The 15071-nt window shown below is 65.5% G+C and carries 14 protein-coding genes; 12 read left to right on the forward strand and 2 right to left on the reverse strand.

The genetic code is table 11. The annotated features are described in order from the left end of the window. The first annotated feature begins 1 nt into the window (after nt 1). Genes ACFC4D_RS21110 through ACFC4D_RS21145 form a run of 8 tightly spaced genes read left to right on the forward strand, consistent with a single transcriptional unit; the run spans nt 2 to nt 8117 of the window. Nucleotides 2-1060, forward strand: a complete 1059-nt coding sequence (locus ACFC4D_RS21110; RefSeq protein ID WP_376065593.1) for an MlaD family protein — start codon at nt 2-4, stop codon at nt 1058-1060. Further along, nucleotides 1057-2064 (forward strand): MlaD family protein, encoded by a 1008-nt coding sequence (locus tag ACFC4D_RS21115; RefSeq protein WP_375956686.1) that lies wholly within the window; start codon nt 1057-1059, stop codon nt 2062-2064. The genes ACFC4D_RS21110 and ACFC4D_RS21115 overlap by 4 nt, the downstream gene beginning before the upstream one ends. Then, nucleotides 2052-3083, forward strand: a complete 1032-nt coding sequence (locus ACFC4D_RS21120; RefSeq protein WP_375956683.1) for an MlaD family protein — start codon at nt 2052-2054, stop codon at nt 3081-3083. The genes ACFC4D_RS21115 and ACFC4D_RS21120 overlap by 13 nt, the downstream gene beginning before the upstream one ends. Beyond that, nucleotides 3083-4186: an MlaD family protein gene (locus ACFC4D_RS21125; RefSeq protein WP_375956680.1), complete on the forward strand. Its 1104-nt coding sequence runs from the start codon at nt 3083-3085 to the stop codon at nt 4184-4186. Before ACFC4D_RS21120 ends, ACFC4D_RS21125 begins: the two co-directional genes overlap by 1 nt. Beyond that, on the forward strand, nt 4183-5250 hold the full coding sequence (locus tag ACFC4D_RS21130) for an MlaD family protein (RefSeq protein ID WP_376065596.1): 1068 nt from the start codon (nt 4183-4185) through the stop codon (nt 5248-5250). The genes ACFC4D_RS21125 and ACFC4D_RS21130 overlap by 4 nt, the downstream gene beginning before the upstream one ends. Beyond that, nucleotides 5247-6227, forward strand: coding sequence for an MlaD family protein (locus ACFC4D_RS21135; protein WP_376065599.1), 981 nt, complete (start codon nt 5247-5249; stop codon nt 6225-6227). Before ACFC4D_RS21130 ends, ACFC4D_RS21135 begins: the two co-directional genes overlap by 4 nt. 26 nt (nt 6228-6253) lie before the next feature. Then, nucleotides 6254-6847, forward strand: coding sequence for a hypothetical protein (locus tag ACFC4D_RS21140; RefSeq protein WP_375956671.1), 594 nt, complete (start codon nt 6254-6256; stop codon nt 6845-6847). 37 nt (nt 6848-6884) lie between these two features. Next, on the forward strand, nt 6885-8117 hold the full coding sequence (locus tag ACFC4D_RS21145; RefSeq protein WP_375956668.1) for a DUF445 domain-containing protein: 1233 nt from the start codon (nt 6885-6887) through the stop codon (nt 8115-8117). A gap of 6 nt (nt 8118-8123) precedes the next feature. Here the strand turns inward: ACFC4D_RS21145 and ACFC4D_RS21150 are convergent, their stop codons facing one another. After that, nucleotides 8124-8357, reverse strand: a complete 234-nt coding sequence (locus ACFC4D_RS21150) for a hypothetical protein (RefSeq protein ID WP_376065601.1) — start codon at nt 8355-8357, stop codon at nt 8124-8126. A gap of 124 nt (nt 8358-8481) precedes the next feature. Then, complete coding sequence (locus ACFC4D_RS21155; RefSeq protein WP_375956662.1) at nt 8482-9969, reverse strand: cytochrome P450; 1488 nt, start codon at nt 9967-9969, stop codon at nt 8482-8484. 106 nt (nt 9970-10075) lie between these two features. Between ACFC4D_RS21155 and ACFC4D_RS21160 the strand changes: the two genes are divergently transcribed. The 4 genes from ACFC4D_RS21160 (at nt 10076) to ACFC4D_RS21175 (ending at nt 14999) form a co-directional block, all read left to right on the forward strand. After that, a complete protein-coding gene (locus tag ACFC4D_RS21160) occupies nt 10076-11629 on the forward strand; it encodes a succinic semialdehyde dehydrogenase (protein ID WP_375956659.1) in 1554 nt (517 codons plus the stop codon). 27 nt (nt 11630-11656) lie between these two features. Further along, on the forward strand, nt 11657-12460 hold the full coding sequence (locus ACFC4D_RS21165; RefSeq protein ID WP_375956656.1) for an SDR family oxidoreductase: 804 nt from the start codon (nt 11657-11659) through the stop codon (nt 12458-12460). Between the two features lie 48 nt (nt 12461-12508). Then, nucleotides 12509-14284, forward strand: a complete 1776-nt coding sequence (locus ACFC4D_RS21170; protein ID WP_376065603.1) for an AMP-dependent synthetase/ligase — start codon at nt 12509-12511, stop codon at nt 14282-14284. An 82-nt stretch (nt 14285-14366) separates the two neighbouring features. Continuing rightward, complete coding sequence (locus ACFC4D_RS21175) at nt 14367-14999, forward strand: TetR/AcrR family transcriptional regulator (RefSeq protein ID WP_375956650.1); 633 nt, start codon at nt 14367-14369, stop codon at nt 14997-14999. Nucleotides 15000-15071 lie beyond the last annotated feature (72 nt).

A 15071-nucleotide genomic window follows, 5' to 3' on the forward strand; every position in this document is an offset into this window, starting at 1 on the left:
CATGCCTGTATTCGGACTTCCCGGGGTGAGCGCCACCCCATGGTGCGTGCGCCTGGTCGGGGCCATCACCGCCGCAGCCGCCGCGGCCGCCGTGATCGGCTGGCACTTCGCCCCGCAACGAACATCGCCCGATCGCGTCACCGTGCAGCTGCTCACCGAGAGTGTCGGCAACGGAATCGAATCCGGCAGCGACGTCCGCCTGGACGGCGTGCGCGTGGGGTCGGTAGCGGCCATCGCCACCGCAGGCACCGGACGCCAGAGCATCCATATCGAGCTGGACCGCACCCAGATCACGGGCCTCACCGATGCGCTCGGCGTCGATTACGCACCCGGAAACCTGTTCGGCGTCAGCGAGATCGAGTTGCGCCCTGGCTCGGGCGGCGCGCCACTGCGTGATCGGACGGTCGTGGACCTCACCGGTGATCGTGCCGTGCGCGCCCGCGACGCCACCATATCGACGCTGCTGCGATCGCTGGGACAGCTGACCAATGACGTCGTCACACCCCAGATGATTTCGGTGCTGCATCGGATAGCCAGCGATACCCGCGCGTTCACTCCCTTGTTCCAGGCCATCGTCACCACGGCACAATCGGTGGCAGATACCCAGCGGCTGCCCTCGTCATATCTCTTGCGCCAGTACGGCTCCACCCTCGCGGGCGTGCCGCCGACGGTGCAGGGCGTGCTGGATGTGTTGAACGCCCCGTACTCCGACCCGTACCTGCGTCAACCCGACAAGCTGGCGAAGTTCGACGCCAGCGTGAGCATGGTCGCCAATAATCTGATCGGTGCCTTGACCGGGGCGCTCGACACCGGGAACGCCTACTACGCGGGCTGCGCGGGAGTCTTCGTGCCACTGTTGTCCGCGCTGGCGGGCACCGTTCCCGATCCCGATGCGACCTCCGACCGGTTGACCGAACTGCTGCGGCGGGTGGGTGCGGCCATGCCCGAGACACCGGACGGTCCGATGGTCAATATCACCGTCGACCTTCGCGGGGTTCCCGCTCTGGCCGTACCGCTCTCGGCTCTGCTGGACGCTCGCGCGGGCGGAGGACAACGATGAAACCACCACTGTCGCTGGGCATTCGCCTCGGTGTGTTCGCCACGGTCATGATCGTGTTGTTGGTGGGCGTATTCACCGTCCTGCAACGCCCGATCGATGGCGACTCGGTCACCTACACGGCGGAGTTCACCGATGCCAACGGCCTGCGCGCGGGCAACGATGTGCGGCTCTATGGCGTGCGGGTCGGCAAGGTCGGAGAGCTGAGCCTGGACGGGGCGAACGCCAAGGTGACGTTCACGGTGTCGAGCGATCGTGTCCTCTACGGCAACACCAAGTTCGCGGTGCGCTTCCAAAGTCTCACCGGGCAGCGGTATCTCGACATTCAGCCTGCCGACGCGCCGACCAACCGGCTCGATCCACGCACCACCGTCGGCATCGCGCAGACGATTCCGGCATTCGACATCACCATGCTGTTCAACGGTCTGCAGCCGGTGTTGGCGACCCTGACGCCGCAGGACATCAATACCTTCAGCACCGGCATGCTGGGCGTGATCGAAGGCGACGGCACCGGCTTGGGTCCGGCATTGGATGCCATCGAGAAACTCGCCCGCTACACCACCGACCGCCAAGCGGTGCTGTCCACGCTGATCCGCAACCTGTCGCAGGCCGCGGACATCATAGGTGGCCGCTCCGGCAATGCCATGGCGATCATGGCGCGGCTCACCGACATTTTCGTCCAGTTGCAGGAACGTATCGGCGGAGTCATCGATTTCGCCGTCAACATCCCCCCGGTGCTCACACCGGTGCTGAGCCTGCTGCGGACCGTTGGGCTCACCGGCGATCCGAACCCCGAGCTGAACCGGGCCGTCAAAACCGCCTTCCCCGACCCGAAACAGGCCGTCGACACCTTGAATCAGGTTCCGGCGCTGCTGAACTCACTCACCGCGCTGATTCCACCGGCCGGGTCTCCCGTGGACCTTAACTGCTCACACGGCGCAGCGCCCGTGCCGCAGCAGCTGGCGGTGCTCATCGGCGGGCAAAGGATCGTATTGTGCAACAGCTGATTCGCTCGATTCCACTGCGGCGTCGCCGCGCCGGACCACTCGATGAACCGGCGGCCCGCCGCCGGGACCTGCGCTGGGGCATCACCACGCTCATCACCGTGGCAGTGCTCGCGATCGCCATCGGTGTGGTGTCGGTGGTCCACATCGGTATGGCCACCTACAGTGCTTATCTCAGCGATGCCGCCGCGCTGCGGGTCGGCGACGAGGTACGCATCGCGGGGATCACCGTCGGCGAGGTGAAAGCCATCGACCTCGAATCCGACCGTGTCGCACTGCAATTCACGGTGCGGCAAGGTGTCTTCGTAGGTGATCAGTCCACGTTGTCGGTGCGCATGCTCACCATCGTCGGCGGGCACTACGTGGCGGTATTGCCCGCCGGTGCGAAACCGCTGGGCAAGACGCCGATTCCCGCGGACCGGGTAGTACTGCCTTACAGCCTGCCGCAGCTGTTCCAGGACGCTGTCCGCCCGGCCGAGCAGATCGACGCCGAAACTTTGCGCCGCAACTTCGCCGCCGTCACCACCGCCGCCGCGGGCAGCCCGGAGGGCCTGCGCCGAGTGATCGACGCGGTGGGATCGATCGTAGACCTGCTCGACAAGCAGAATGCCGAGATCTCTCGATCCCTCGGTGTCGCAGACGAATACGTGACGGCCATCGCCGCGAACAGGTCCGCGATCGGACAGTTGGTGGCCCGGCTGCGAATCCTGGAGACCGTCATCGCAGACAACAAGGCAGCCGTCGGGGAGTCGCTGCGCAATGTCGCCGTTCTGGTCGGCCAGCTCGCACCCGCGGCACGGCTGTGGGAATCGGACCTGAAGCCATCGGCACAGGCGCTCATCGACACGATACCGGCGCTCGATCAGCTCGGCGAAAAGCTTGGGACGCTGCTGGATTCGGTACGCGGATTCGGCGAGCGCCTGCAAGGGCTACTGACCCCGCAGGGCCTCACCGTCGATCAATCGGCCTCCACGATCACCGCACCTGCGTTGTGTGTGCCGGTGCCGGGGAAGGGGTGCTGATGCTCACGAGAGTCTTCTCCTCCCGCGCGTTCGTATCCTTCGGTCTCGTCGTGGTGCTCGGATTGGCCGCGGCCGGGGTGTACACGACGCTGCGGCCGCACCCGATGATGCGCGCCTACTGCGCCGATATGCCCGATGCCATAGGTCTTTTCGAAGGCAGCGACGTCACGGTCATGGGTGTGCGGCTCGGCCGGGTCACCAAGGTCGCGAACAATGGCGCGACGGCGCGCGTGAGCTTCGAGATTCCCGCGTCACGCAAGCTGCCCGACGACGTGGGCGCGACCACCTTGGCCGATTCCCTGGTCGCCAATCGCCGGTTGGCGCTCATCGGAGCCGAACCCACTGGGGCGGGCCGCAACCCGAACACCTGCATCACCCGGACGGTCACCCCGAAGAGCCTCTCGGAAACCTTCACCGCGCTCTCACGGCTGGCCGACGAGCTCAACGGCACACCGGATCCTGGACAGACCGGCGCGGTCGGGCAGGGCCTGACCGCGCTGAATTCGCTGACCGCGCACACCGGCCCACAGCTCAACGCCATTCTGACCCGGCTCGGCACGGCCCTGCACTCCCCCGACGCCGCGATCGGTCATATCGGCGACCTCATCGACGCGGTCGGCTCCCTCGCGCGCGACGCCGCCACGTACTGGCCGGAGATCCGCGACATGCTGACCCGGCTGACGGGCACCTTCGACGATGTCTCGAATATCGCGGTGCCCCCGGTAGTCGCGATCCTCGACAAGCTCGTCGACGTGCTACCCGCGCTCAATGACCTCACGGTCACCCTCGGAGGTCCGCTGCTGCACCGACTCGATTCGGTCGAGAACCTGCCACAGCTCATACGGTCCGGAGTCGAAGGACTGCACGGCGTGCTGGCACTGGCTCCCGCGGTGTCGAGCGCCTTCGCGGCCGTCATCGATCCCGCCACCGGGGCGATCTCGATGGCCTACGCACCGCCACGGGTGGCGATTCCACAACCGGACGCCGCGGCCGTGTGCGCAGCGATCGACGCGGTCACACCCGGGACCTGCACGAGTACCACCGACGGGATGGTGAATGTGTCACTGGCACAGGTGATCATGGGACAGCTGGGGGCACGATGAACAGCATTCGCACTCGTCGGATTCGCCTCGCGGCCGTGCTGGCAGGTCTGGTACTGACCGTCAACGGTTGCGCGTTCGACCCGTCCTCGGTGCCGATACCCGGCACCACGGTCTCCGGGGATACCTATCCACTGCACATCGAATTCCCGAATGCGCTGAACCTGCCGCCGGGAGCCAAGGTGATCGCCGATGGAGTGGAGGTCGGCAATCTGCGTCGACTGCGCATCATCGATACCGATCCGGCGGGAAAACCCGTGCGCGGCTATGTGATCGCCGATATCGCACTCGCCCGATCGGTATCACTGCCCGGTGATGTCACCGCGACACTGCAGCAATCGACCCCGCTCGGCGATGTCCGCATCGCGCTCACCAGTCAGCCGGGCAGCACCGCCGCACCGCTGGCCGCCGACGCGGTGATCCCGCTCGCTCGCACCCGGCCATCCACCCAGATCGAGGACACCCTCGCCGGATTGGCGACCGCGCTCGGCAGCGGCGCGATCACCGATATCCAGAACACGGTGCGGCAGATCAATACCGCCCTGCCGCGCGATCCCCGCGACACCGCCCGCATCTTCGGGGTCCTGGGCTCGGATCTGACCGATGTCGCCGGTGATCTGGGCAGCCTGGATGCGATGCTGAGCGGACTCACCGCGGTGAACGGTACGGTCGCCGAGAATCTGCCGCTGCTGGATGAGATGTTGACAGACAGGGGAACTCGGCATCTGCTCGATTCGACGCAGTCGGTGATCGGGGTGCTGTACATCTTCACCAATCTCGGACCGGTGGCGCACTCGGCGGCGTGGCTCGCACCGCTGCTGCAATCGGCCGATGCCGCCACGCGCGCCTACGTGCCGATGCTGTTCAGCGCCCGCCCCCTGGATCTGGCCGGACCGTCGAATCTGACGATGCTGATCGACCTCATCCAGAACAAGCTGATCCCGTTCGCGCAGCGCGGACCGAAGGTGAACCTGACCCAGGTCACGGCCGATGACACGGCCGGGACGGTCACCGACCGCACCGATCGGATTCTCGACACCCTGCGCATGATCGGAGCCGTGCAATGAGAATCCGCCTCGGGCGACCGAAAACCAGCTCGATCGTCTCCCTCGGCGCACTGGCGGGCGTCCTGCTCATCGGCATCGCCTACCTCGGACTGGGCGTGCTGCGCTATGACCCGTTCGCCGACCTCACCCGAGTTCGCATGGTGCTGGCCAATTCCGGCAGCATCGGCATCGGCACCCCGGTACTGCTGACCGGCATCCCGATCGGCACGGTGACCACGGTGCGGCGAGGCACCGCCGGGGTGGAGGTGAGTCTCGAATTCGCTGGCGCACACCATATTCCGGTCTCGAGCGCGGTCAAGATCGAGAACCTGTCGGCACTCGGTGAGCCCTATATCGACTTCCAGCCGCCGGATACACGAGGTCCCTACCTGCGAGACGGCCAACAGCTCGATACCGCGAAAGTCCAGGTGCCGCTGCTGATCCCGGATCTCTCGGTCAAGGCGGTCCAGTTCATCCGCCAGCTCGATCCGGCCACCATGACCTCGCTGGTCCACACTCTCGACACCACGCTGACCGGCACCGAAGCACAGCTGCCCCAGCTCGAGCGCGCCACCTCGCTGCTGGCCGCGACGCTGCTCAGCCGCACGGGAACAATCCGGCAGCTGCTCACCGACCTGCAGACCACGGGTGCGGACATGGACTGGACCGGTCCCGCGCTCGCCGCGTCCGGACCCTACTGGTCACTGCTCGGGCAGCGGCTCGAGGAGCTCATCACCACCGCCTCACGGGTGATCGAGAAGGGCGATGCACCCCACGACTATCTCACCGGCAATGGTGTCGTGCCGTTCCTGAACCAGTTGAACGCCACCATGACCCGGCTCGGACCCGAATTCACCCAGCTCGTCCCCGTCCTGCAGCCACTGACCGCCGACGCCACCAGCTCGCTCGGCCGCCTCGACATCAGCGCGTTGATCGCCCAAGCACTCGGCACGGTCGGCGACGACAGCGCTGTACATCTGCGCCTCAGCGTCAAATGACCACACACTCACAGGAGCAGCATCTCATGACAAAAAACGACCCGGCCGAAGCAGCAGAATGCGTTGCCCCGCAGGATAATTCCACACATTCTCCGCGTGAGATCTCACTGCGGCTGTCCACGGTCCTGACCGCGGTGGCGCTGGCGGTGTTGACCGTGGCCACCATCGCGTTCGGCGCACTGTATCTGTCCGACCGAAGTGAGCTCCGGGACCGCGATACCGCCGCGGCCGATCGCGCGCACGCCGAGCGGATCGCCATGGACTACGCCCTGGGCGCATCAACCATCGACTACCGGGACACCAAATCCTGGCTCGGCAAGCTCAAGTCCGGCACCAGCACCCAACTGGCCGGCAAATTCGACGCCACCGCACCGCAATTGGAGCAGATCCTGCTGCCGCTGCAATGGACCTCCAAGGCCACCCCCATTCAGGCCACGGTGGCATCGGAGAACGCGGGGGTCTACAAGGTGAACGCCTTCATCGATGTCAACTCCACCAGCGTGCAGACCCCGCAGGGCGGCAGCGTCACCGTGGCCTACTCGGTCACCATCGACCGCAACGCCGACTGGAAGATCACCGCGGTCGGCGGCGGGCTCGACGGCGCCCTGACCACCAAATAGCGCGCGCTGCCACCGATTTCGAAGGAACAACAGAACAATGAACTGGGCCGACATCGTCGCGGACCTGCGCGACCACTGGTACCTGTACGCGGTGATGCCGTTCTTCGCGTCCGCGATCGGCTGGTTCACCAAACTGGTCGCGGTCGAAATGCTCTTCAAGCCAATGGAATTCAAGGGCATCCCACCGTACCTGGGCTGGCAGGGCCTCATCCCCCGCTATTCCGCGCGCATGGCCACGGTCGCGGTGGACCTCATGATGAACCGCCTGCTCGACCCACAGGAGATCATCAACCGCATCGATCCCGTCCAATTGGCCAAACACGTTCAGGAACCGATGCTCGACACCGTCGAGGGCATCGTCGACGAACTCATGATGCGGCACCAGCCGCAACTGTGGGTGCTGCTACCGGATCAGGTGCGGCGCATGCTGATTCGCCGCGTCCAGGCCAACGCGCCGCAGATCATCGCCCAGATGATGAGCGACCTCGAAACCAATGTGAACCTGGTGTTCGACATGCGCACCATGTGCATCGACGCCCTGATGCGCGATAAGAAACTCACCATCCGGCTCATTCGCGATATCGCCACTCCCGAAATGCGGTTCATCGTCCGCTCCGGCCTGGTATTCGGATTCCTGCTGGGCGGAGTGCAGGCCATCGTCTGGGCGCTGACCCATTCGGCCCTGGTCATGCCGTTGTTCGGTGCGTTCGTCGGTTACTTCACCGACTGGCTGGCGCTGCAGATGATCTTCCGCCCCATCCAGGAACAGCGCTACCTCGGCGTCTTCCGCTGGCACGGCCTGTTCCACAAGCGCCGCGACGAGGTCGCCGTCGACTACGGCACCCTGATCGCCACCGAAATCCTCACCCCCGCCAACATCATCCACGCCATGATGACCGGCCCGCAATCGGACCGCCTGTTCAGTCTCATCGAACACGAAATCGACCGGCTCATGACTCAGCAACTCGGCCGCGCCAAACCGGTCATCGAATTCGCCTTCGGCCGAGGCTCACTCGACGCCATGAAATACGACATCGTCGCCACCGTCCGCGAACGCCTCCCCGAGAGCACCCACAACATCGAGAAATACACCATGGACGCTCTCGATGTCCCCAGCCTCATCATCGAAAAGATGCAGCTCATGACCAACGAGGAATACGAAGATCTGCTCCGCCCCGCCTTCAAACAGGACGAATGGAAAATCGTCACCGTCGGCGCCGTCCTGGGCTTCCTGATCGGCGAACTCCAGGTGCAACTGCTACTGCACTGAACCCGGTCAGCCGAGTTCGAGCGACAGCTTCCAAATCCGGACCAGCGCGTTCATCGCGCGGTCCGGGCCATCGGGATCGGCCAGGAACACCTCGATGTGCCGGCCGGTCGTCACCGCCATCCCGATCAGCATCCGCAGCGTCGAAAGCTGTTCGGGGGCGGCCGATTCCACGCCGGTGATGTCGGCCATCTGCCGCGCAACGCGCTCGACGTCCACGTCCACGTCCACGTCCACGTCCACGGACCACATCATGAGCCCACGCAGTTGCCCGTCGTGGGCGCTGCCCTGCACGCAGGCGTCCACCACCGGCAGGTGACCGGCATTGACGACCAGAGTCGCGCTCAGCGCCCGGAACAGAAAGTCATCAATCGCCTAGCCCTGTGTGCGGCGCGGGACCTCGTCGATCGCCATATCGACCGACCAGGCAAACTGGCAGGCCGTCCACAACTTCAGGCAGCGATTTCGCCGCGTATCGCGGGAGGTAATCCGGGCCGACAGACCATTCGAATCGGCACAGCATCTGATGCAACGTCGCTTTGATCTCCATACCGGCGAAATACATGCCGATGCACTTGTGCACGCCACTGCCGAACGGCACCCAGGCGTTCTTGTGGACCTTGTCCTCACGCCGCTCGGCGGAAAAACGTTCCGGATCGAAGGCCTCCGGGTCCGGCCAGATCTCCTCGAGATGATGGGTCAGTTGCGGCACCAGACCGACGAAGGTGCCCTTCGGCAGGTGATAGCCCAGGACTTCGGTGTCAGCGAGGGTCGCGCGGACCATGGTGCGCACCGGCGGCACCAGACGCAGCGCCTCCTTCAGCACCAGATCCAGACTCACCAGCCCCTCGAGGTCGTCGTATGAGGGGAATTCGGTTCCGAGCGCGAGTGATTCGTCGCGGCAGCGGCGCTGCCACTCCGGGTTCCTGGCGAGGTGGTAGAGGATCGTGGTCAGCGTCGACGAGGTGGTGTCATGGGCGGCAAAGAGCAGAAAGATCATATGGTTGATGACGTCGGCGTCGGTGAACGACTCCCCGTCCGGTGTGCGGGCCCGGCACAGCACACTGAACAAGTCTTTCCCATCACCCGCCCGTTTGGCAGGGACCATCGCGGCGAATTCGCGTTCCAGGAAAGCACGGCTGCGCAAACCCACCGCCCATTGGGTGCCCGGCAGCCGGAACCTCGCCCCCGGCAAGGGAACCCGGATCGCTGTCGTGGTGGCTACCAGCAGATCACCGAACGCCGCGATCATGCGGTCCGCGCGCGGGCCCAGCTCCTCACCCATGAAGGTGCGAGCCGCGATGTTGAGCGACAGTTGCTTGATCGCGTGCGAGATCAGGAAGCCGGACCCGGTGCTCCAGCCGTCCATGCTCGCCGCGATGACCGGATTCATGCCCGACAGATAGGCGTGCAGTTCCTGGCGACCGAACGCACTCTGCAAGATCCGGCGATGGTGCATGTGCTCCTCGAAATCCATGAGAAGCACTCCGCGGGTGAAGAATTCACCCGCGAACCAGCCCCAGCCGAGCTCGTGACTGAAGGCCCGATCCTTGTTCGCCTGCACCACGCCGAACGCCTCGGGCCCGAGCAGCGCCACGACCCGCGTGCCACCGAGGTTGTGCCAGGAGACCGGGCCGAAGCGCCGGTACTGGCGCATAAGCCAGTCGACGGTGTCAGTGAAGTAGAAGTAGGTATCGCCGACCAGGGGTAGGCCGGGCGCACCGGGGATGGACTTCAGGCCGCTGCCCGGCGGCGGCGCCGCCGGCGGCTTCATCCACGGTGCGGGAATCGAACCCAGCAGGGCGACTGCCGAATTCCGCAACGGTTCGGGAAGGGTCAGCGAGGGCGGCTTCATCGACGATCTCCTGATAACGACGGAACGCGGGGCGGATCACCCGGCGTGGCTCTCTCTCACAGACTGAATCTTGACATGGTCCTGTGTCAACATTCACGATGATGGCATGCCCGTCCCGTCTATGACGACGTTCGACCGCTTGCGCACGCTGGCGGCGTTAGAGGATCCCGATGGCCGACAAGCCGCACCCGTCCGCGAGGTGTTCACCGGCAAGCAGATCACCACCATCCCGATCGGTACCGCCGAGGACGTGCTCTCGGCGATCACCAAAGCCCGTGCGGCCCAGATCGAATGGGCCGCACAGCCGATCACCGAGCGGGCACGGATCCTGGAACGCTTCCGCGATCTCGTCCTCGCCGACCGCGACACCATCATGGATGTCGCTCAGGCCGAGACCGGCAAGGCCCGATGGTCCGCGCTGGAGGAAGTGCTCAATATGGTGCTGAATTCGCGGTATTACGCGCAGCACGGCCCCGCGCTGCTGCGGCCCCGGCGTGTGCAGGGGGCACTGCCGGGGCTCACCAAGGCGGTGGTGAACCATCAGCCCAAGGGCGTCGTCGGCATCATCGCTCCGTGGAATTACCCTATGGCGCTGTCGATTTCGGACGCGATTCCGGCGCTGATGGCGGGCAACGCGGTAGTGATCAAGCCGGACAGCCGCACTCCGTACTGCACCTTGGTCAACGCGGATTTGCTCTACCGCGCTGGATTGCCGCGTGAGCTGCTTGCCGTGGTTCCGGGTCCGGGGTCGGTCGTGGGCTCGGCCATCGCCGAGCACTGCGACTACCTCATGTTCACCGGATCCTCCGCGACGGGGCGGCTGCTGGCCGAACAATGCGCGCGGCGGTTGATCGGCATCTCCGCGGAATTGGGCGGCAAGAACCCGATGATCGTCGCCCGGGGCGCGAACATCGACCGCGTCGCGAAGGCCGCGACCAGAGCATGTTTCGGTAATGCCGGGCAGCTGTGCATCTCGATCGAGCGCATCTATGTCGAGGCCCGGATCTTCGAGGAGTTCATCGAGAAGTTCGCCGCGGCAACCCGTTCGCTGAAACTGGGCACCCACTACGACTTCACCGACGCCATCGGCTCATTGATCTGCGCCGATCAGCTCAACACCGTCGACGCGCACGTCGAAGACGCGAAAGCCAAGGGCGCCACCGTGATCGCGGGCGGGCGAGCCCGGCCCGATATCGGTCCGCACTTTTACGAGCCGACCATTCTGACCGGCGTCACCGATGAGATGGTGTGCGCCCGTACCGAAACCTTCGGGCCCGTGGTGTCGGTGTATCGCGTCGCGGACATCGAGGATGCCATCGCCCGCGCCAATGACAGCGAGTACGGGCTCAATGCCAGCGTCTGGGCGGGCAGCGACGCCGAGGGCGAGCGGATCGCCGCTCGACTGCGCACGGGTTCGGTGAATGTGAACGAGGGCTACGGACCGTCCATGGCCAGCCTGGCCGCCCCCATGGGCGGCATGCGGTCCTCCGGTCTCGGCCGCCGCCACGGCCCGGACGGCCTGCTCAAGTACACCGAGCCGCAGACCGTCGCCACCACCCGACTGCTCGGCCTGGACCCGCCGTTCGGCATACCCGATCACCTGTGGCAGGCATCGATGGCCCCGTTGTTCCAGCTGATCCAACGCCTTCCCGGCCGCTGATCACTCTGTCCCAGAGGAGAATTCGACATGACGGTAGCCGCCATCACCGGCGCGGGCCGGGGCATTGGACTGGCCATCGCGCAGCGATTCGCCGCCGACGGCATACGGGTCGCCATCGGCGATATCGACGAGACAGCGGCGATCAACGCGGCCACCACTGTTCCCGGAGCGGTGGGCCTGCACCTGGACGTGGTCGAACCGGCGTCGTTCGAGAAGTTCCTGCGCGAAGTGGAGGAGCAACTGGGACCGATTGACATCCTGGTCAACAATGCGGGCATCATGCCCATCGGCCCGTTCCTCGATCACGACGAGCCGCTGCGCCGCCGCACCGTGGATGTCAATCTGCACGGGCCGCTCAACGGCATGGCCGCGGTACTGCCCCGAATGCGCAAGCGCGGCAGGGGACATATCGTGAACATCGCCTCCACGGCGGGCGTGGTCCCGGTGCCGGGCGGGGTCGTGTACTCCGCTACCAAACACGCCGTGGTCGGGATGAGCGAGGCCATCCGGCAGGAGCTGGCCCGCGACCGCATCGCGGTCAGCACGGTGTTGCCCACCTTCACCAATACCGAATTGATCGCGGGCACCAAGGGATTGCGCGGGTTGCCGACGGTGGAACCGGCCGATGTCGCCGACGCCGTGGCCGCCGCCATCGCGCACCGGCGGGCGGTGGTGACCGTACCCCGCTATCTGCTCAGCCTGTTCAAGGTGAGCACGCTGGCACCGACCTGGATGTCGGATCTGACCATGCGACTGTTCGGCGGCGACACCGCCTTCCTCGACATCGATCACACCAAGCGCGACGCCTACGACACGCGTATCGGCCGCTGACGCCGAATCCTGCGCGCTGCCAGCAAATTTCACCGGACTGGAGTTTCCATGCCCACCTTCGCCTCCGCCTCCGCCACGCTGTGCGAGGCATTCCAGGCCACCGTCGCCCGTGATCCGGACAAAATCGCGATCCGCACCCCGGGAGGCGCGAGCACCCTGACCTTCCGCGAGTGGGACGCGCGCGTGCGACGACTGGCAGCCGGGTTCGCCGCACTGGGTGTCGGCCGCGGCGATCGGGTCGCGCTGATGATGACCAACCGGCCCGAGTTCTATCCGATCGATGTCGCCCTGCAACACCTCGGGGCGATCGCGTTCTCGGTCTACAACACCTCCTCACCCGAGCAGATCGACTATGTCCTGGTCGATTCCGGTGCGCGGGTGATCGTGTGCGAGGAGCAATTCGTCCCCGTGATCCGCAAGGGTGTGGCGGGTACTCCCACCGTGCGGATCGTCTGCCTCGATGCCGCTGGGCCCAACACCGTCACCCTGGAAGAGGTCGGTGCCCGCGGACTCGACAGCTTCGACTTCGAATCTGCTTGGCGCGCAGTTCAACCCGACGATGTCCTGACCCTGATCTATACCTCGGGTACCACCGGAGATCCCAAAGGCGTGCAGCTCACCCACGCCAATATGCTGGCCATGGTCGATGGCACCGAGCAGCTCACCACCGCCACCGCCGAGGAACGAGTGCTGTCCTTCCTGCCCTCGGCGCATGCCGCGGACCGCTGGTCGGCGATCTATATGCTCGAGGTCATCGGCAACCAGGTGACCACTGTCGCCGACGCCCGCACCGAATTCGCCGCCGCACTGGTGGATGTGCGGCCCACGGTGTTCGGTGCGGTCCCGCAGGTCTGGCAGAAATTGAAGGCCGGTATCGAACTGCGGGTCGGCGAGGCCTCCGGAGCGCGCGGCGCACTGGTCGATTGGGCGTTGTGGGCCGGTCGCCGCGCCTCGGACATGCGGCTCGACGGCGACTCGGTACCGTGGCCACTGCGCCTACAGGCCGAGCTCGCCGACCGCTTGGTGCTGTCCGAACTGCGTGCAGCGGTGGGTCTGGACCGGGTGCGGCTCGCCCTGTCAGGAGCGGCACCGATCTCGCCCGAGGTGCTGCGCTTCTTCAATGGTGTGGGCATCGCGGTCTCCGACGCCTGGGGCATGTCCGAACTCGCCGGCATGGCAACCATGAGCCCGCCCGGCAAGGTCCGTCTCGGAACGGTGGGCGCCATCGTCCCCGGCAGTGAGATCCGGATCGCCGAGGACGGCGAGGTACTGGTGCGTGGGCCCATAGTCATGAAGGGCTATCTCAACAAGCCTGACAAGACCGCGGAGACCATCGACGCGGACGGCTGGGTGCACACCGGCGATATCGGCGCACTCGATGATCAGGGCTACCTGCGGATCGTCGATCGCAAGAAGGAACTCATCATCAATGCCGCGGGAAAGAACATGTCCCCCAGCGTCATCGAGAACTGGATCAAGGCCTTCGCCCCGCTGATCGGCCAGGCAGTGGCCATCGGCGATAACCGCAAATACAACGTCGCCCTCATCTGTCTCGACCCCGACGCCGCCGCGATCCACGCACGGCAGGCCGGGCTGACCTGCTCGGCCGAGCTCCTCGCCACCGATCCGGGCGTGCACGCGATCGTCGAAACCGCTGTGGCACAAGCTAACACGAAGCTCTCACGAGTCGAACAGATCAAGAGGTTCGCCATCGTCCCCGACTTCTGGCAGCCCGGCACCGATGTTCTCACCCCGACGATGAAGCTGCGGCGCAAGCCCATCGCCGAACGCTACGCCGGGCTCATCGAGGGCCTGTACCGTTGAGCCGGACGACCCTGGCCACGGTGCGAGGACGCAGCGGCGTGTGTAATTGACACACGTTCGTGTCAACAGAAAGCATGAGGCAATGGCCAGTGTCGTACGCCCGTTCCGGGGTGTCCCCGCCGAGGATCGCCTCGCGCAACGCCGCGCGGACCTGCTGGACGCCGGACTCGACGAGGTCGCCGAGGTCGGCGTCGCCAAACTGCGCATGAGCACGGTGTGTCAGCGAGCCGGACTCACCCAGCGCTACTTCTACGAACACTTCCGCAATCGGGACGAGTTGCTCGAGGCGATGATCGACGCCATGATCCGGGATCTGCTCACCGGGACCGTCGCCGCGGTGGAGGCACAACCCTCGGACCTGTTCGCACGCTCGCAAGCGGCGATGGACTTCTTTCTCACCACGATCATCGAGGACCCTCGGCTCGGCCGCCTCTACGCCGAGGCCGACACCCTGCCGAGCCTGGCCGCCCGCAAGGCTACTGCTCTCACCAGCTATGCCGAATTCGCCACGAGCCAGGTCATCTCGCTGTACGGCACGACCGATAACGACACACAACTGCGAATGCGGCTGGCCGCACAGGTCATCGTCAGCGGTCACGCCAACACCACGCTCGCCTGGCAGCGCGGCGAAATCAAGCTGGCCCGAACCGAATACGTCGACACCATCGCCAAGATGTTCGTCGACGCACTGCTCGGTATCCGCAACCCCGCTTAGCGTTACCCCGTAAGAGCGTTCCTCATCGCAACATCCAACATCCGTGAAACGCATCCGGCTATGGATGACCAG

The organism is Nocardia sp. NPDC056000, assembly GCF_042269265.1.
In the GTDB taxonomy this organism is placed as follows: Bacteria; Actinomycetota; Actinomycetes; order Mycobacteriales; family Mycobacteriaceae; genus Nocardia.